The 17540-nt window shown below is 64.5% G+C and carries 16 protein-coding genes and 1 pseudogene; 6 read left to right on the forward strand and 11 right to left on the reverse strand.

Annotated elements, in window-relative coordinates; translation table 11 throughout:
- Positions 1–171: 171 nt before the first annotated feature.
- Positions 172–453: a type II toxin-antitoxin system Phd/YefM family antitoxin gene (locus tag ACVJ5M_RS38385; RefSeq protein WP_028148610.1), complete on the forward strand. Its 282-nt coding sequence runs from the start codon at positions 172–174 to the stop codon at positions 451–453.
- Positions 450–875, forward strand: a complete 426-nt coding sequence (locus ACVJ5M_RS38390; protein WP_063985190.1) for a type II toxin-antitoxin system VapC family toxin — start codon at positions 450–452, stop codon at positions 873–875. The genes ACVJ5M_RS38385 and ACVJ5M_RS38390 overlap by 4 nt, the downstream gene beginning before the upstream one ends.
- 4 nt (positions 876–879) lie before the next feature.
- Here ACVJ5M_RS38390 and ACVJ5M_RS38395 read toward each other — a convergent pair whose 3' ends face one another.
- Positions 880–1728: a DeoR/GlpR family DNA-binding transcription regulator gene (locus tag ACVJ5M_RS38395; RefSeq protein ID WP_063985191.1), complete on the reverse strand. Its 849-nt coding sequence runs from the start codon at positions 1726–1728 to the stop codon at positions 880–882.
- A gap of 91 nt (positions 1729–1819) precedes the next feature.
- Entirely contained in the window at positions 1820–2518 is a 699-nt protein-coding gene (locus tag ACVJ5M_RS38400) for an HAD family hydrolase (RefSeq protein ID WP_063985192.1), read from the reverse strand.
- Between the two features lie 154 nt (positions 2519–2672).
- Between ACVJ5M_RS38400 and ACVJ5M_RS38405 the strand changes: the two genes are divergently transcribed.
- Complete coding sequence (locus ACVJ5M_RS38405) at positions 2673–3140, forward strand: nuclear transport factor 2 family protein (RefSeq protein WP_231144343.1); 468 nt, start codon at positions 2673–2675, stop codon at positions 3138–3140.
- A gap of 319 nt (positions 3141–3459) precedes the next feature.
- Positions 3460–3855, forward strand: a complete 396-nt coding sequence (locus tag ACVJ5M_RS38410; RefSeq protein ID WP_155795382.1) for a nuclear transport factor 2 family protein — start codon at positions 3460–3462, stop codon at positions 3853–3855.
- 265 nt (positions 3856–4120) lie between these two features.
- Here ACVJ5M_RS38410 and ACVJ5M_RS38415 read toward each other — a convergent pair whose 3' ends face one another.
- From ACVJ5M_RS38415 to ACVJ5M_RS38455, 9 genes are all read right to left on the reverse strand, one after another.
- The gene (locus ACVJ5M_RS38415) at positions 4121–4312 is read right to left on the reverse strand and encodes a hypothetical protein (RefSeq protein WP_028134810.1); all 192 of its coding nucleotides are present in this window, start codon (positions 4310–4312) and stop codon (positions 4121–4123) included.
- A gap of 220 nt (positions 4313–4532) precedes the next feature.
- Positions 4533–4943, reverse strand: coding sequence for an acyl-CoA thioesterase (locus ACVJ5M_RS38420; RefSeq protein ID WP_063985193.1), 411 nt, complete (start codon positions 4941–4943; stop codon positions 4533–4535).
- 7 nt (positions 4944–4950) lie between these two features.
- Positions 4951–7047 (reverse strand): 3-hydroxyacyl-CoA dehydrogenase NAD-binding domain-containing protein, encoded by a 2097-nt coding sequence (locus tag ACVJ5M_RS38425; RefSeq protein ID WP_063985194.1) that lies wholly within the window; start codon positions 7045–7047, stop codon positions 4951–4953.
- A gap of 2 nt (positions 7048–7049) precedes the next feature.
- A complete protein-coding gene (locus ACVJ5M_RS38430) occupies positions 7050–8333 on the reverse strand; it encodes an acetyl-CoA C-acetyltransferase (protein ID WP_063985195.1) in 1284 nt (427 codons plus the stop codon).
- On the reverse strand, positions 8333–10600 hold the full coding sequence (locus tag ACVJ5M_RS38435; RefSeq protein ID WP_231144342.1) for an acyl-CoA dehydrogenase: 2268 nt from the start codon (positions 10598–10600) through the stop codon (positions 8333–8335). Before ACVJ5M_RS38435 ends, ACVJ5M_RS38430 begins: the two co-directional genes overlap by 1 nt.
- Positions 10601–10909: 309 nt before the next feature.
- Positions 10910–11533, reverse strand: a complete 624-nt coding sequence (locus ACVJ5M_RS38440; protein ID WP_231144341.1) for a flavin reductase family protein — start codon at positions 11531–11533, stop codon at positions 10910–10912.
- A 176-nt stretch (positions 11534–11709) separates the two neighbouring features.
- A complete protein-coding gene (locus ACVJ5M_RS38445) occupies positions 11710–12309 on the reverse strand; it encodes a TetR/AcrR family transcriptional regulator (protein WP_063985197.1) in 600 nt (199 codons plus the stop codon).
- 33 nt (positions 12310–12342) lie between these two features.
- Positions 12343–15480, reverse strand: coding sequence for an efflux RND transporter permease subunit (locus tag ACVJ5M_RS38450; protein WP_063985198.1), 3138 nt, complete (start codon positions 15478–15480; stop codon positions 12343–12345).
- Positions 15481–15656: 176 nt separating this feature from the next.
- Complete coding sequence (locus ACVJ5M_RS38455; protein ID WP_354098667.1) at positions 15657–16763, reverse strand: efflux RND transporter periplasmic adaptor subunit; 1107 nt, start codon at positions 16761–16763, stop codon at positions 15657–15659.
- A gap of 209 nt (positions 16764–16972) precedes the next feature.
- Between ACVJ5M_RS38455 and ACVJ5M_RS38460 the strand changes: the two genes are divergently transcribed.
- A complete protein-coding gene (locus ACVJ5M_RS38460) occupies positions 16973–17164 on the forward strand; it encodes an antitoxin MazE family protein (protein ID WP_354098666.1) in 192 nt (63 codons plus the stop codon).
- A pseudogene (locus tag ACVJ5M_RS38465) lies at positions 17161–17515 on the forward strand (type II toxin-antitoxin system PemK/MazF family toxin). Before ACVJ5M_RS38460 ends, ACVJ5M_RS38465 begins: the two are co-directional and overlap by 4 nt.
- Positions 17516–17540: the final 25 nt, after the last annotated feature.

Below are 17540 nucleotides of genomic sequence, written 5' to 3' on the forward strand. Positions count from 1 at the left end.
GAAAAACGAAAGCAAGATGAAAGAGAGGCGAAGGGAAGTGAAAGAGGAACTTTCTGGTGGGCAATCAGCCGTGGAAATGGGCAGTTCGGACGCCAATCGAAACCGCAATACGATCTTGAATAGTCACGTAGAGCCAATATAGTCATAATAGTCACATTAGTTATATTCGGCATGACAGACCGCAGCACCGCCCCCGATTCGCCCCCGACTGACACGTGGACGCTCGCCAATGCCAAGGCACGCCTGTCCGAGGTGGTCGATCGCGCCCAAACTGGCCCCCAGATCATCACCCGACACGGCAGGCCCAATGCGGTTGTCGTTTCCGCGGATGAATGGGCGCGAAAGACGGCACGCAAAGGCACGCTAGCTGAATTCCTGCTGGCTTCGCCGCTGCGCGGTGCCGACCTCGAACTTGAACGGGTGCAGGACGAACCGCGCGACGAGATGCCGTGAACCTGCTCCTCGACACCAACGTGCTGTCGGAGGTTCAGCGGCCGGCGCCTTCCCCGAAAGTCCTGGCATGGCTCGATACGGTCGATGAGGATCGCACGTTCATCAGCGTTGCTTCGATCGCCGAGCTTCGCCGCGGCATCGCCCTGCTGGACGATGGCCGTCGGCGCGCCGCACTGGTCGCTTGGCTCGCCCATGACCTGCCGGCTCGGTTCGCGCAGCGCATCCTGCCGATCGACCACGCGGTCGCTGAGCGCTGGGGCGACCTGATGGCGCAGAGCCGTCGCAATGGCGTTGCGTTGTCCGTGATGGACGGCTTCTTTGCGGCCACCGCGCTCGCCAACGATCTCACGCTCGTCACACGCAATGTGAAAGATTTTGCGGCCTTCGGCGTTCCGCTGCTCGACCCATGGAGCGACGCCTAAGCCGCTATCTCAGCCGGACCACCGGCGCGGCTTCGGGCGCGGCATCCTGCGCTTCGGCCTGCGCATCATCGATATCCGCCGCATCCTTCGGCATCGCCGCCATCACCTCGATGCCCTTGCTGTGGCAGATGGTGGCGAGGCGCTCGGGCAGCTCCTGGTCGGTCACGAAGGTCTGGATCTGGGTGATATGGGCGATGCGCACCGGCGCGCTGCGGCGCAGCTTGGTGGAGTCGGCAACCAGCATGACGCTGCGGGCATTGGCGATGATGGCTTGCGCCACCTGCACCTCGCGATAGTCGAAGTCGAGCAGCGCGCCCTCCTCGTCGATCGCGGACGCCCCGATGATGGCATAGTCGACCTTGAACTGGCCGATGAGCTGCGTCGCGGTCGAGCCGACCACGGCACCGTCGGCCCGCCGCACCGTGCCGCCGGCGACCACCACCTCAATGCGGGGATGGCGGTAGAGCAGCATCGCGACATTGAGATTGTTGGTGATGACGAGGAGGTCCTCGTGCGAGGTCAGCGCGCTCGCCACCTCCTCGGTCGTGGTGCCGATATTGATGAAGAGCGAGCAGCCGTTCGGGATCAGCGAGGCGGCCGCAGCCCCGATCGCCTTCTTTTCGTCGGCGGCGACGAACCGCCTCGCCTCGTAGGCGAGGTTTTCGACGCCGGAGGCGATGATGGCGCCGCCGTGGATACGGGTCAGCGAGCGGCGCTCGCAGAGATCGTTCAGATCCTTGCGGATCGTCTGCGCCGAGACCTCGAACCGGCGCGCGAGCTCCTCGACCATGACGCGCCCCGAGGCGCGCGCGATGTTGAGGATTTCGGCTTGGCGATGGGTCAATCCGGTCACGGCGATGGCCTCAAATCAGGAAGGCGCATGGTGCGGCGGTTCGCACGTTCGGTCAATGCGCTCAGCGATCACGGTTAACGGACAAAGCCTCTCACCATGCCATCGCGGCGGCGAGACGCGCGAGCAGTTCCGGATCGTCGAACGCGCTGGCGGAAGCAACCGCGCCGGCGCCAACAAGGTCGGCATGGCTGAGGCTCGTCCGGATGCCGATGGTCGGAATGCCGGCGGCCGTCGCCGACTGCACGCCGGAGCGGGAATCCTCGAACGCGATCGAAGCCGTCGCGCTCCCGCCGACGAAACGCAGCCCCTCCTGATAGGGCAGCGGGTGCGGCTTGCCGTGCGGCAGCTCGTCGCCGATCACAAGTGCCCTGAAGCGGTGCGTGATGCCGAGACCGGAGAGCAACAGCTCGGCATTCGGACGCGGCGCGTTGGTCACGGCGACCATGGGAATGCCGGCGGCATCCGCGCGGTCGAGCAGCGCCATCAGGCCCGGAAGCGGCTCGATCTGTCCGGCGACGAGTGTGCGGAAGACGACCTCCTTCTCTCCGAGGATCACGGCGCGCCGTTCCACGGTTTCGTCGGGCAGAAAGCGCTCGCCGATCGACGCATTGGCGAAGCCTTGCAGCTCCCTGGAGAAGCGCGCGTGATCGAACACATGGCCCAGCGGCCCAAGCACCTGGTTGAACGCCTTGAGGTGCAGCGGGTCGGTGTTGGCCAGCGTGCCGTCGATGTCGAACAGCAGCGCCCTGCCCGTCACTTGCCCCTGCGCCTGCCCTTTGGCCTCGATCATTTCCGTACTTTCCCGAATGCACGATGCATCAATGCGAAACACGTATCAATGCAGCCCCGATCGCGCAATGACGCATCGACATGACCGCCAAGCGACACTCGACAAAGTCGCGCGCGGCTGCAACACTCCGCGCAAGACCAAAAAGGAGGAAACGATGACGATCAACCGACGCGATCTGGCTCTCTCGACTCTTGCCGTCTCAACCCTTGCCGTCTCCGCGCTTGCTCTCACAGCACCGGCGTTGGCGGCCGCGGCGGATGAGGAAGCCGTGGCGAAAAAGGTCGAGGCCTTCCGCCTTGCCCAGATCGCGGCCGATCCCAAGGCGCTCGGCGCGCTCTGCGCCGACGAGGTGAGCTACAGCCATTCCAACGGCAAGGTCGAGGACAAGGCGACCTTCATCACCAACGCCACCGACGGCAAATCAAAATTCCTGTCGATCGAGTACAAGGACCCGACCATCAAGGTCGTCGGCCCCGCCGCGATCGTGCGCTTCCACTGGATGGGCGAACAGGAAATGGCGGCCGATGGGAAAAAAGTATCGACCAATCTTCACATCCTGATGAACTGGCAGAAGCAGGGCGACGATTGGAAGCTGCTGTCGCGGGCTGCGACGAAGCTGTGATTGCGATTCTTTCCCTCTCCCCCTGTGGGAGAGGGTGGCTCGCGGCGAGACGGGTGAGGGGTATGCTTCCGCGAGTAACTCTCTCGCTTCCGAATGCGCCGATAGAACCCCTCATCCGGCGCTTCGCGCCACCTTCTCCCACAAGGGGAGAAGGAAAAGGCAGCGGTATCAAGGGCTGCAAAAAATTCCGACCACGCTTTGCGCGTCAGAAATCGCGCCGCCTGGCGCAATGCAGCGTATTGCGACGACGATTGCGACCTGGCGCTCGACACAATCAAGTGCGGCTGCAACAGTGGGCGCAAGATCAAGGACGGAGGATATGATGACACTGAATCGCGACCATGCTGCCACGACGGACCACGAGGCGGTGGCAAAGAACGTCGAGGCATTTCGCCTCGCCCAGATCGCGGCCGATCCGAAGGCCCTCGGCGCGCTGTGCGCGGACGATCTGAGCTACAGCCATTCCAGCGGCTTCCTCGAGGATAAGGCGGCCTTTATCGCCAACGCCACCGACGGCAAGACCGAATTCCTGTCGATTACGTACAAGGATCCAACCATCAAGATCGTTGGTCCCGCCGCGATCGTGCGCTTCCACTGGTTGGCCGAGATGATGACCGGCGGACAGAAAGTGGCAAACAGCCTTCACATCCTGATGAACTGGCTGAAGCAAGGCGACGAGTGGAAGTTGTTGTCGCGCTCCGCGACGAAGTTGTGATTGCGATTCTTTCCCTCTCCCTCTGCGCGAGAGGGTGGCTCGCCGCGCGGCGGCGAGACGGATGAGGGGTTGCCCCCGCGGGCGACCCTCTCACGATTGAATTCGCGGAAACAACCCCTCATCCGGCGCTTCGCGCCACCTTCTCCCACATCCGCCTTCGCCAAGGCTTCGGCGGACATGAAGGGAGAAGGAAAAGGCAGCGGCATCAAGGGCTGCAAAAAATCCCGACCACGCTTTGCGCGCCAGAAATCGCCAGCGGCGGCGTTTACGCCGCTTCCTTCACATCGCCGTTAACCAGCTTGCGCGCGGCACGCTCGGCTTCGCGTGCGTTGCGGAAAAGCTGGCCTTCAAGGCGATTGAAGCGGTGCGACGAGGCGAAGAAACAATAGCCTCCCTGAGAACGAACGACGATACCTGCGGTTTGCGAGTCGACTTCGATAATGTAGCTGTCCGGCATGGTCCGTAGATTCCTCAGTGCGGGCAAATAACGGCAATCCTGCCCAAAGGTTCCTGAGCATTTGAGGCCGTCTCCACCCCGAATCGACACGCAATTGAGTACGCCGGGACCTCATCCGTTTTATGACTTGTTCTTGGCGAAGCCGCGACGCGGTGACTCAGTCGCGCCGCGTTTGGCGTGCCGCAAGTTTGCGTGAGATGGGGCAGAGCGTCGCGCGCGATTACGTCGCGATCGGCGGATCGTTGCGCTGGATCGCTTGCGGACGGCCGTCATCATCGATCGAGACGTAGGTGAAATGACCGTCGGTGACGAGGATCGGCTGGAGCTCCCTGCGCCGTAGCGCCCAGGCTTCGAGATGCACGGTCATCGAGGTGCGGCCCACGCGGACGAGATTGGCATAGACCGAAACGAGATCGCCGACATAGACCGCTTTGCGAAAATTCATCGCCTCGATCGCCACGGTGACCGTACGCGACCTCGCGAGCTTCGATGCGAACACGCCGCCGCCGACATCCATCTGGCTGAGCAGCCAGCCGCCGAAGATGTCGCCGTTGGCATTGGTGTCGGCGGGCATTGCCAGCGTGCGAATGCAGAGATCGCCGCGCGGCTCGGTGTCGGACTTCTCGGTCATGTCGGTCTCACCTAAAATTGTCCCAGCCCGGATCGGGCGCAAAGCGCCCGCCGAATCGCTCGGCCAGCGCGCGCAGGGTGGATACGACATTTTCCACGCCGCGCGTGCGCGCGTAGTTCAGCGGACCGCCGCGGAACGGTGCATATCCAGTGCCGAAGATCATGGCGCCGTCGACCGCATCGGCATCGTCGACGATACCTTCGCGGAGTGCCGCGACGCAGACATTGGACATCGGCAGCACCAGGCGGTCGATCATCGGGTCGGTGACGCGCGGGCCGGTCTCGGGCAACGGCGCCTTCTCCGCCTTGCCGTCCTTCCAGGTGTAGAATCCCTTGCCCGTCTTGCGGCCGAGCTCGCCCTTGGCGACCTTCTCGCGCAGCCAAGCCGGCGTCGGCGGGAGCAGATCGCCGAACTTGGTCCGCAGCATGTCACCGACGTCGAGGCAGATGTCGAGCCCGACCTGGTCGGCGAGCTCGATCGGCCCCATCGGCATGCCGAACTGCTCGGCCGCCGCGTCGATCAGGCGCTGGTCGATCCTCTCATCCAGCATCACCATCGCCTCCAGCATGTAGGGCGTCAGCGCACGGTTGACGAGGAAGCCGGGCGAGCTCTTCACGGAGAGCGGCAGACGGTCGATCGCGCCGACGAAGGCGAGCGCCTCCTTCAGCACCCGCGCGTCGTTGCCGTCATGGCTGACGACTTCGACCAGCTGCAGCCGCGACACCGGGTTGAAGAAGTGCAGGCCGACGAGACGATCGGGCCGCGCCAGCGTGGTGCGCAGATCCTGGAGCGGAATGCTCGACGTGTTGGTCGCAAGGATCGCGCCCGGCTTCATCTTCGGCTCGAGGCCCGCATAGACCTTCTGCTTCAGCTCGAGCTTTTCCGGCACCGCCTCGATGATCAGATCGGCGTTGCGAACGCCCTCGCCGTCCATGTCGGGGATCAGACGATCAAGCGCATCGCGCACCTCGGTCGGCCTGCGAATGATCTTGCCGTAAAGCTCGGCCGCGCGCTTCACCGCGCCGGCGACCGGCTCCGGCTTCATGTCCGCGAGCGAGACGCGCAGCCCCTGCCCCGCACACCACGCCGCGATATCACCACCCATGGCGCCGGCGCCGATGACATGGACGTGCTTGATCGTGTTGCCGCCGCCGGCCGTCTTCTTCATCTGCTCGCGCAGGAAGAACACGCGGATCAAATTCTGCGCGGTCGGCGTCACCATCAGCCTGGCGAACGAGGCCTGCTCGGCCTTCAGCATCGCGGCCTTGCTGCCGCCATGGGTCTCCCAGAGATCGATCAGCGCGTAAGGCGCCGGATAATGCTCGCGGCGCGCGGCCTTCGCCGCCTCCGAGCGCATGCGCCTGGCCAGCAGCCCGCGCACGGGACCGAAATTGGCCGCGTGAGTCAGAAGGCCCGGACGCGCCCGCTTCAAGCGGCCGAACAGCGCATCCTTCACCGCGTTGCGGACGTGCCGCTCCTGCGTCACGGTATCGACGAGGCCGAGCGATCTGGCGCGGCGCGCATCGATGGTGCGGCCGGTCAGCATCAGCGCCATCGACTGCGTCGGGTTCACCAGCGCGGTGAAGCGCGCGGTGCCGCCGAGGCCGGGATGCAGGCCGAGCATCACCTCCGGGAAGCCGAAGCGCGCGCCGTCGATCGCAATGCGCGACTGGCAGGCCAGCGCGACCTCCAGCCCGCCGCCGAGGCAGAAGCCGTGGATGACCGCGACCGTCGGCAGCTTCAGCGCCTCCAGATGATCGACCACCGCATGCGCCGCGCGGATGCGTGTCTCGACCATCTCGGGATCGCTGGCGCCGCGGAATTCGTTGACGTCGGCGCCGGCAATGAAGCCGGACGGCTTTGCCGAGCGGATCACGAGGCCGGCGGGGCGCTCGGTCTCGATCGCCGCGAGCACGGCATCGAACTCCTCCATCACGTCCGCGGACAGCGTGTTGGCGCTGGCATCTGCGCGGTCGAACAGCAGCCAGGCGACGCCGTCGGCATCGCGCGTCAGCTTGAAGTGCTTGTAGGGGCAGTCGGTCGCGGGCCTGGGCCCAAGCTCCAGCACGCGGTCGCCGAGCGCGGTCATGATCCTGGAATCCATGGTCACACCGCCTCGATCAGCATGGCGCCGCCGAGCCCGCCGCCGATGCATTCGGTCGCAACGCCGCGGCGCGTGCCGAGCCGCTTCATCGCATTGACGAGATGCAGCACGATGCGGTTGCCGGAGGTGCCGACGGGATGGCCGAGCGAGATGGCACCGCCATCGACGTTGAGCCTGTCACGGTCGATCTCGCCGGCCGCGCCGTCGAGGCCCAGGATCTCGCGACAGAATTTGTCGTCGTTCCAGGCGGCGAGACAGCCGAGCACCTGCGTCGCAAAAGCCTCGTTCAGCTCCCAGGTTTCGACGTCCTTGACGGTGAGGTCGTTGCGGTGAAGCAGCGGCGTCGCCGACATCACGGGTCCCAGTCCCATGATGCTGGGATCGAGCGCCGCCCAGTGGCTGTCGACGATGACAGCCTTCGGCGTCAGTCTGTGCTTTGCGACCGCCGCGTCGGAGGCGAGGATCACCCAGGAGGCACCGTCGGTGATCTGCGACGAATTGCCGGCGGTGACCTGGCCCCAAGGGCGTTCGAACACCGGCCGCAGCTTTGCGAGCGTCTCGGCCGTCGAGTCCGGCCGCACGCCGTCGTCATGGTCGAAGAATTTTCCGTCGCGGGAGAACGCTGTCTCGACCTCGCCCTTGAGAAAACCTTCGGCCTGCGCATGCGCGAGCCGGCGATGACTCTCGGCGGCATAAGCGTCGGACTGTGCCCGCGTGATGCCGAAGAGATGGCCGACGACCTCGGCGGTCTGGCCCATGTTCAAGTCGGTGATGGGATCGGTCAGCCCGCGCTCCAGGCCGATGATCGGCTTGAGGTAGCGCGGCCGCAGCTTGAAGGCGGCAGCGAGCTTCGCGGCCATACCCTTGGCGGTGGCAAGGCCGGCGAACCAGCGCACACCGGAATTCGGCCAGACCAGCGGCGCGTGGCTCAGCGCCTCGGTGCCGCCGGCGAGGACCATGTCGGCATGACCCTCGCGGATGTAGCGGTAGGCCGTGTCGATCGACTGCATGCCGGAGCCGCAATTGATCTGCACGGTGAAGGCGACCATGTCCTCGCCCATGCCGAGCCGGAGCGCGGCGACGCGGGCCGGGTTCATCTCGTCCGCGATCACGTTGACGCAACCGAGGATGACCCGGTCGAAATCATCGGGTGAAAACGGCTGGCGTGCCAGCAGCGGCCGGCCGCATTGCACGGCGAGATCGACTGGCGTGAACGGCCCCGGCCCCGAACGCGCTTTGAGAAACGGCGTCCGGCTGCCGTCGACGATGAAAACCGGTCGTGCCATCAGCTCGCCGCCCTCTGTTCACCGAGTTCCTGGAAGAACTGATGCACATCTCCGGTTTTCTTGTAAATCGGCGACAGCGCTTCGGGCGCAAAATCGTCGACCTCGATCACTTTTGTGACGGCTTCATGAGCGGCCGCAAGCTGCTCGCCTTCGGCCTGCGTGATCACGCCCTTGGTGACGGCGTCCTTCCAGTCGCGGATGTGCGCGGCGCGCATGCGCTTGGCGATGGCATCGGTGGCCGCAACGAGCTTGAACGCGCGCTCCAGCCGGGCAAAGCCGCCGTCGTCATCGACATAAGCGAGATCCGGCGTGAGGCGCTCGCGCGCCGCCGACGGCTCCAGCACGAGGCTGGCGCACTGGTGCACGACACGGTCAGACGGGCCGAGCACCCGCGCGCCGAAGGGCTGGACCACGAGCTTGAGGATGACAGCGACAAAACGATTGGGCAGATTGGCGAGGATCTCAGCAAGCCGGTTCTCGATGGTCTTGAAGCCGGTCGCCATGCACCATTCCAGCGCAGCGAAGTCCTCCTTCTGCCGGCCCTCGTCCTGCCAGCGTTTCAGCGCGGCCGAGAGCAGATAGAGCTCGGAGAGGATGTCGCCGAACCTCGCCGACAGCATCTCCTTGCGCTTGAGCGCGCCGCCGAGCGTGAGCAGCGCCATGTCGGCGCAGAGCGCGAAGGCCGCGGAGTAGCGCGCGAGCTGGCGATAGAATGGCGTGGCATCGCCCGCATCCGGCGCAAGCGCGAAGGCGCCGAAGCTCCAGCTCCGGCCGAACGCACGCAACAGCGTCTGGAAGCTGTGGCCGGCATGTTTCCAGAACGCCTTGTCAAAGGCGGTGAGCCCGCGTTCGCGATCGGCGTCCGCAAGCGCATTCATCTCGTCAAGCAGATAGGGATGCGCGCGGATGGCACCCTGCCCGAACACGATGAGGTTGCGGGTCAGGATGTTGGCGCCCTCGACCGTGATACCGACAGGCACGGCGCGGTGCAGATTGCCGAGATAGTTTTGCGGACCGTCGATCACGGCCTTGCCGCCATGGATGTCCATGGCGTCGTCGACCGCCGTGCGCATCCGCTCGGTCGCGTGCAGCTTCATGATGCCGGAGATGACGGCGGGATGGATGCCGGCATTCAGCGCCGCGCAGGTCAGCCGGCGCGCCGCGTCGAGCTGGTAGGCGGTGGCGACGATACGCGCGAGCGGCTCCTCGACGCCCTCGAATTTGGAGATAGAGATGCCGAACTGCTCGCGGATGCGGGCATAGGCGCCGGTGGTACGGGCGGCATAGGCGGCGCCGGCCGCCGACAACGATGGAAGAGAAATGCCGCGGCCGGCGGCGAGCGCGGTCATCAGCATCTTCCAGCCCTGCCCGAGTCTCTCCTTGCCGCCGATGACGTAGTCGAGCGGGATGAAGACGTCGCGGCCCCAGTTCGGGCCATTCTGGAACACCTGCATCGACGGCAGATGACGATGGCCGATCTTGACGCCCGGCAGATTGGTCGGGATCAGCGCGACGGTGATGCCAAGCTCTTCCTGGCTGCCCACGAGGTGGTCGGGGTCATAGGCCTTGAAGGCGAGGCCCAGCAGCGTCGCGACCGGGCCGAGCGTGATGTAGCGCTTGTGCCAGTTGAGCCTGAGGCCAATGACCTCGCTGCCCTCGAAATCGCCCTTGCAGATGATGCCGGTGTCGACCATCGAGGCGGCGTCGGAGCCGGCTTCGGGGCTGGTCAGGCCGAAGCAGGGAATGTCGCGGCCGTCGGCGAGGCGCGGCAACCAGCGCTCCTGCTGCTCTTTCGTGCCGAAGCGCATCAGGAGCTCGCCCGGCCCGAGCGAGTTCGGCACCATCACGGTGACGGCCGCGGCGATCGAACGGGTCGAGATCTTGCGCACCACTTCCGAATGGGCATAGGGCGAGAAGCCGAGACCACCGAATTCCTTCGGAATGATCATGCCGAAGAATTTCTCACGCTTGACGAAGTGCCAGACGTCTGGCGGCAGGTCACGCCATTCCCAGAAGATCTTCCACTCGTCGAGCATGGCGCAGAGCGCGTCGACCGGGCCGTTGAGAAAGGCCTGCTCCTCGGGGGTGAGCGTCGCCTGAGGCACCTTCAGCAACTTCGACCAATCGGGGTCGCCGGTGAAGAGATCGGCATCCCACCAGACGTCACCGGCCTCCAGCGCCTCGCGCTCGGTGTCGGACATCGCTGGCAGCACGCCGCGCGCCCAGGAGAAGATCGGCTTTGTGATGGTGTCGCGGCGGAAGCTCATGGCTGACCTCATGCATCGGCGCGGTTATCGGCATTTTAGCGGAAAGTGGCCGGGGTAAGTGAACACTTCGCGAGCAAAAAGACGCGAATTGACGCGGCCGGGCGGCCGCCCCGGAGGCCATAACGGTCGGGGCGTGGGGGCAGTTCCGGGGAGGCGAATCGGGCTGAATGCCCCGTCGTCATTCCGGGGCGACGCGCAAGCGTCGAGCCCGGAATCCATAACCACCATCGGGAGTATGGATTCCGGGCTCGCGCCTGACGGCGCGCCCCGGAATGACGATGCGGAGAGAGTGGCTTAACCTGGATCAGATCAGTCCGGCCGCACCATCTCGAACATGTTTTCCGGCTTGATCTCGAAATAGTCGCCGCGACGGCCGGCGCGGACGATGGGGTGGGCGGCGGCGGTCTGGTAGACGCCGTCCTTGATCATGGCCTTGTCGATATGGACGGCGACGACCTCGCCCAGCGTCAGCCAGGCGTCGGCCTCCTTGCCGTCGGCGCCCTTGAGGCGGACGATGTCAGACACCTTGCACTCGAAGGCAACCGGGCTCTCGGCCACGCGCGGCACGTTGACGAGCTTGCCGGGGACGGCGGTCAGCCCTGCGAGCTTGAACTCGTCGACCTCGGGGCCGACATGCGCGGCGGTCGCGTTCATGTGCTTGGCGAGATCCATGGTCGTCAGATTCCAGACGAACTCCCGGGTCTGCTCCATGTTCGAGACCGTGTCCTTCCAGTTGGTGGAGGAGAAGCCGATGATCGGCGGCACGTAGCAAAAGGCGTTGAAAAAGCTGTAGGGCGCGAGGTTGACGTGGCCCTTGGTGTCGCGGGAGGAGATCCAGCCGATCGGCCGCGGCGCGATGATGGCGTTGAAGGGATCGTGCTTGAGGCCGTGGCCCTTGGAGGGCTCGTAGAAGTAGAGGTCTTTGTCGGTCACGCGCTGCTTCCTTTTCGTCATTGCGAGCGCAGCGAAGCAATCCAGAATCCCTCCGCGGAGACAGTCTGGATTGCTTCGCTGCGCTCGCAATGACGGAGTTTGTTGGTCCGTCATTGCCCGCCATCCACCCGTTAAGGGCGGCGCTAAGCAGTTTATAGGGGAAATTCCAGCGCCCGTCAGTGGCGCGGGGACAGACCGGCGATGACGAAATCGATCATCTGGTCGATGGTCGGGCCCGGCTTGGTGGCGCACTGGGCGATCATCTGGGGGTGGAAGAAGCGCATCATCGCGGTGCAGGCGCACATCGAGGCCAGTTGCAGGTCCGGCGCCTCGAACTCGCCGGACGCGGTACCCTGCGCGATCACCTGGCCGATGACGCCAGCAATGCACTCCATATGGGCGACGCAGACGTCCCAGTCCTCCTGCATCGCGATCTCGACCATCTCATGCAGCTTGTTATCACCGACATAGCGCTCGGTGTTCATGCGGTGGATGGTGGTGAGCAGCTCGCGGAAGCGCGGGAGCACCGGACCAGGCCTCGCCACGATCCGCTGCGCTTCGATCTCGACCTCGCCCATCAAGGCCCGCGCCACCGACTGGTGGATCGCCTTCTTCGATTCGAAGAAGCGATAGACATTGGCGGGGCTCATCCTGAGCTCCTTGGCGATGTCCCCGACCGTGGTCTTCTGGTAACCGATCTGGCGGAACAGCCGCTCAGCCACCTCGAGGATACGATCCCGGGTGTCGCCTTCGATATGTTCCGCAACCAGTGTCATGTGTCAGGACTCGTCCATCAGCAGTCTTCTCATTTATTCAGCCGCTTCAGCAAGCGGAATTGCGTGCTGGTCATCGCTCCCATGCTGCGGCGCGGCAGGCTGCTCGGGGGTGCCCGCCTCGTCCAGGCTCTTCCTGAACCACAGGGCGTAGAGGCCCGGCAGGTACAGCAGCGTCAGGAAGGTCGCGACGAACAGGCCTCCCATGATCGTGATCGCCATCGGGCCCCAGAAGGCCGAGCGCGACAACGGGATCATGGCCAGGATCGCGGCGAGCGCCGTCAGCACCACCGGCCGGGCGCGGCGGACGGTTGCCTCCACGATCGCCTCGCGGCGGGTCAGGCCGTGGGAAACGTCGGTCTCGATCTGGTCGACCAGGATGACGGTGTTGCGCATGATCATGCCGGCGAGCGCGATCAGGCCGAGCAGCGCCACGAAGCCGAACGGGGCATTGGCGACGTTGAGGCCGAACGAGGCACCGACGATGCCGAGCGGCGCGGTGAGGAACACCAGGATCAGGCGCGAGAAGCTCTGCAGCTGGAACATCAGCAGCGTCAGCATCACCATGACCATCAACGGGAAGAGGATGAAGATCGAGGCGTTGCCCTTGGCGGATTCCTCGAACGCCCCACCCGGCTCGATGCGGTAGGCCGGCTCGAGATTGTCCTTGATCGCCTTCAGCTTCGGCGTGATCTGGCTCGTGACGTCGGGCGCCTGCACGCCGTCGACGACGTCGGAGCGCACGGTGATCGCCATGTCGCGGTTACGCCGCCACATGATCGGCTCCTCATGGGCATACTCGATCTTGGCGATCTGCTGGAGCGGCACGGCGACGCCGTTCTTCGAGGTGATGGTCAGATCGCCGACGCCGCCGAGATCGAGACGTTCGGACGGGACCGCACGAGCAACCACGGCCACCTTCTCGATGCCGTCGCGTATGGTCGTGACCTGCGCGCCCGAGATCAGCATCGACAGCGCCTGCGAGACGTCCTGCGGGGTCAGGCCCATGGCGCGGGCACGATCCTGGTCGACGACGAGCTTGAGGTAGGGCGACTGCTCGTTCCAGTCGAGCTGGACGTCCTTGACGCTCTTGTTCTGCCGCATGACGTCGCGGACCTGATAGGCGATCTCGCGCACCTTGTTAGCGTCGGGGCCGATCACGCGGAACTGGACGGGGAAGCCGACCGGCGGACCGAAGTTGAAGCGGTCGACGCGCACGCGCGCCTCGGTCAGCATGCCCTCCGCAGCCGCGTTCTCGATCTTGGCCTTGATGCGCTCGCGCGCCTCGACGCCCTTGGCGACGATGACGATCTCGGCAAAGGCCTCGTTCGGAAGCTGCGGATTGAGGCCGAGCCAGAAGCGCGGCGAGCCCTGGCCGACATAGGACGTATAGGTCTCGATGTCCTTGTCGTCCTTGAGCAGCGTCTCGGCCTTCTTCACCGCCTTCTCGGTGACGTTGAAGGCGGTGCCCTCGGGCAGGCGGAGCTGGAGGAACAGCTCGGGCCGCTCCGACAGCGGGAAAAACTGCTGCTGGACATGGCCGAAGCCGACGATCGAGGCGATGAAGACGCCGACGGTCGCGGCCACCACGGTGATGCGGTGGTTGACGCACCATTGCACGATGGCGCGCAGGCCGCGGTACATGCGGGTCTCGTAGACCGCGTGCGGATCGTGATTGTGGTGCACCTTGATGTTGGGCAGCAACATGACGCCGATATAGGGCGTGAAGATCACCGCCACGAACCAGGACGCGACCAGCGCGATCGCCACGATCCAGAAGATGCTGCCGGCATATTCGCCGACCGCGGAATTGGCAAAGCCGATGGGGAGGAAGCCAGCGGCCGTGACCAGCGTTCCCGTGAGCATCGGAAACGCAGTGGATTCCCAGGCAAAGGAGGCCGCGCGGAAACGGTCCCAGCCCTGCTCCATCTTCACCACCATCATCTCGACCGCGATGATCGCGTCATCCACCAGCAGGCCGAGCGCGATGATCAGCGCGCCGAGCGTGATGCGGTGCAGATCGAGCGACATCGTGTTCATGACGACGAAGACGATGCCGAGCACCAGCGGCACCGACAGCGCGACCACGATGCCGGTGCGCCAGCCGAGCGCCAGGAACGACACGAACAGCACGATGACGAGCGCTTCCATGAAGGAGTGCACGAACTCGCCGACGGCGTGCTCGACCACCTTGGGCTGGTCGGCGATGAGCTTGACGTCGATGCCTTGCGGCACCGCCTTCATGAACTCGGCGGTGGCCTTCTCGACCTCCTTGCCGAGATCGAGGATGTTGGCGCCCTTGGCGGTGACGACACCGATACCGATCGCGGCCTTGCCTTCCTGGCGCACGATGAAGCTCGGCGGGTCGACATAGCCGTGGGTGACGGTGGCGATATCACCCAAACGGAACACGCGGCCGTTGCTCTCGACCGGCGTCTCGGCGACGGCCTTGGCGCCATCGAGCGCGCCGGTAACGCGCAGCGGCACGCGCTGCGACGAGGTCTCGACCGTGCCGGCGGGCACGACGTTGTTCTGCTTGGCGAGCGAATCGAACAGGGCCTGCGGCGTGATGCCGAGGGTGGCGAGCTTGGCGTGCGAGAATTCGACGAAGATGCGCTCGTCCTGGTTGCCGTAGACGTCGACCTTGGTCACACCAGGCACCTTCAACAGGCGCTGGCGGAAGCCTTCCGAGACCTTCTTGAGCTGGGCATAGTCGGCGCCGTCGCCGGTCATCATGTAGAGGATGGAATCGACGTCGGAGAACTCGTCGTTGACGACGGGTCCCAGAATGCCCGAAGGCAACTGGCCCTGCACGTCGGCGAGCTTCTTGCGCAAGAGATAGAAGAGATACGGCACGTCCTTTGGCGGCGTGGAATCGCGGAAGGTCACCTGGAGCGCGGTGAAGGCCGGCTTGGAATAGGTCTGCACCTTCTCGAAATAGGGCAGCTCCTGGATCTTCTTCTCGATGGGGTCGGCGACCTGCGTCTGCATCTCCTGCGCAGTCGCGCCCGGCCAGATCACGGAGACGTTGACCACCTTCACCGTGAAGAACGGATCCTCGGCTCGCCCGAGCTTCTGATAGGAGAAGAAGCCGGCGACGCCGAGTATGATCATCAAGAACAGGACCAGCGTCGGATGGCTGACGGCCCAGGCCGAAAGGTTGAAGCGCTTCATCGCACTCTCCAAAGATGGTCCAATTGCAAAAAAACCACAGCCACTCTGTTCAAACCGTCGTCGCGAGGCAGCGAAGCAATCCAGGGGGCTGGGCAGGTTCTGGATCGCTTCGCCGCTTCAGCCCCGGCATTTGCGCTTGGGCCGAAACTCACCTCACACGACGTGACTCGTAAACTCTAGAAAGACAGCGACGAGACGATCCGCACCCGCTGGCTCGGATCGAGCTTCTGCACGCCGAGCGCCACGATCTTGGCGCCCTCTTCGACACCGCTGGTGATGATGACGTCGTTGCTCTCGTAGGACTTCACCACGACCGGCTTGAGCGTGACGGCGCCATTGTCGTCGACGACGTAGAAGGAGGGCTTGCCGCCTTCGTTGAACAGCGCCGACAGCGGCAGCCGCGCGACGCGCTCGGTCGCGGCATCCGACAGCGTCAGCGTCGCGGTCATGCCGAGCGAAACCTTGTCGTCGGCCTCAGGCAGCGAGAATTTTGCTAGATAGGTGCGCGTCGACGGATCGGCCGTCGGCGCGATCTCGCGCAGCTTGGCCGCATATTTCTTGTCCGGCTCCGACCAAAGAGTGACGCTGGCGGCGCCCGACTTGGCACGTCCAACCAGCGTCTCAGGGATCGCGACGACCGCTTCCTTCTCGGCAAAGCGGGCGACACGGATCGAAGTCTGGCCTGCGGCAACCACCTGGCCGGGCTCGATCAGCGTTGCGGTGACGACGCCACGGGCGTCGGCGTTGAGCGTCGCGTAGGAAAGAGAATTCTTGGTCAGCTCGACTGAGCGCACGGCTCGGTCCAGACGCGCGCGGGCCTCATCGGCGGCGGCGCGGCTCGAATCCATCGCCGCATCCGTAGTCCAGCCCTTGGCCTTCAGATCCTTGGCGCGCTGCTCGGCCGCGGCGGCCTGGGCCAGCACGCCGGTCGCAGCGGTCTGCTCGGCGACGGACTGTTCAGCCTGGAGCTTCAGATCGACCTCGTCGAGGGTCGCGAGCGGCTGGCCGATTTCGACGGTCTGGCCGACCTCGACCAGGCGCTTGGCAACCTTGCCGGCCACGCGGAAACCGAGATCGCTCTCGATCCGGGGCCTGACGGTGCCGACAAAGCTGCGCTCCGGCGTCTCGGCATCATAATGGGCGGTCGCGACCAGAACCGGCCGTGGCGGCTCGGCCTTTTCAGCGACGGTGTCATTGCACCCGGCCAGCGCGGCGACCATCAGGGCCAGCGACACACCCGCCAAGAGCTTGGAATAGCTGGACAAAACTGACCGAACGAACATCGGAGGACACTCCCGCGACTGCAATGAGAGGAATGTCGACTAATCACTGATAAAAGTCAATAATCGTCAGTCATCAGGAAAGCGTGATCGTTAAGGGGCGGTAAGGATTGGTGAGCCTTGTGCCGCTAGCAACGCGCACCATTTCTTGATAGGGTTACATGTAACCAACGGAAATACATATGAGCCCTTCAAAGCCCAAGCCGTCTCGTATGAAGGTGCAGGCCCACCGCGATCGATTGCGTGCACAAGGCCTGCGGCCGATCCAGATCTGGGTGCCGGATATCCGCTCGCCCTCCTTCCAATCGGAAGCCCATCGCCAATCGCTTGCGGTCGCAACGAGCTCACATGAATCCGAAGACCAAGGCTTCATTGATGCCGTATCCGATTGGACCGATGAATGAAGCGAGGTGAGGTCTGGGACGGTGGCAGGCGGCAAGGACTATGCGGGCAAGCCGCGCCCCGTCGTCATCGTGCAGGACGACAGCTTTGACGCGACGAACTCCATCACTGTCTGCGCCTTCACGACCGACGAAACCGAGGCGCCACTTTTCCGGCTCAAGGTCGAGCCGAACGACGGCAACGGCCTTCGAGCTCCGTCTCGACTTATGGTCGACAAGATTACTACAGTGCCAAAAGCCAAGGTAGGAACGTTAGTGGGACGCCTAGACGATGACGACCTGCTGCGTCTCAATCGCGCTATTCTGGTGTTTCTCGGACTGGCTGGTTCGCAGAGAAGCGCCAGTGCAGATTAGCCCGGATGGAGCGCAGCTCAATCCG

The organism is Bradyrhizobium sp. S3.7.6 (assembly GCF_054061875.1).

What these genes read in the sequence shown, in the direction of transcription:
- ACVJ5M_RS38425 (WP_063985194.1), bottom strand. Translation starts at nt 7,047, where the DNA reads ATGGATTCCAGGATCATGACCGCGCTCGGCGACCGCGTGCTGGAGCTT.
- ACVJ5M_RS38460 (WP_354098666.1), top strand. Translation starts at nt 16,973, where the DNA reads ATGAAGGTGCAGGCCCACCGCGATCGATTGCGTGCACAAGGCCTGCGG.
- ACVJ5M_RS38400 (WP_063985192.1), bottom strand. Translation starts at nt 2,518, where the DNA reads ATGATCGAGGCCAAAGGGCAGGCGCAGGGGCAAGTGACGGGCAGGGCG.
- ACVJ5M_RS38450 (WP_063985198.1), bottom strand. Translation starts at nt 15,480, where the DNA reads ATGAAGCGCTTCAACCTTTCGGCCTGGGCCGTCAGCCATCCGACGCTG.
- ACVJ5M_RS38385 (WP_028148610.1), top strand. Translation starts at nt 172, where the DNA reads ATGACAGACCGCAGCACCGCCCCCGATTCGCCCCCGACTGACACGTGG.
- ACVJ5M_RS38435 (WP_231144342.1), bottom strand. Translation starts at nt 10,600, where the DNA reads ATGAGCTTCCGCCGCGACACCATCACAAAGCCGATCTTCTCCTGGGCG.
- ACVJ5M_RS38415 (WP_028134810.1), bottom strand. Translation starts at nt 4,312, where the DNA reads ATGCCGGACAGCTACATTATCGAAGTCGACTCGCAAACCGCAGGTATC.
- ACVJ5M_RS38405 (WP_231144343.1), top strand. Translation starts at nt 2,673, where the DNA reads ATGACGATCAACCGACGCGATCTGGCTCTCTCGACTCTTGCCGTCTCA.
- ACVJ5M_RS38410 (WP_155795382.1), top strand. Translation starts at nt 3,460, where the DNA reads ATGATGACACTGAATCGCGACCATGCTGCCACGACGGACCACGAGGCG.
- ACVJ5M_RS38455 (WP_354098667.1), bottom strand. Translation starts at nt 16,763, where the DNA reads ATGTTCGTTCGGTCAGTTTTGTCCAGCTATTCCAAGCTCTTGGCGGGT.
- ACVJ5M_RS38430 (WP_063985195.1), bottom strand. Translation starts at nt 8,333, where the DNA reads ATGGCACGACCGGTTTTCATCGTCGACGGCAGCCGGACGCCGTTTCTC.
- ACVJ5M_RS38420 (WP_063985193.1), bottom strand. Translation starts at nt 4,943, where the DNA reads ATGACCGAGAAGTCCGACACCGAGCCGCGCGGCGATCTCTGCATTCGC.
- ACVJ5M_RS38445 (WP_063985197.1), bottom strand. Translation starts at nt 12,309, where the DNA reads ATGACACTGGTTGCGGAACATATCGAAGGCGACACCCGGGATCGTATC.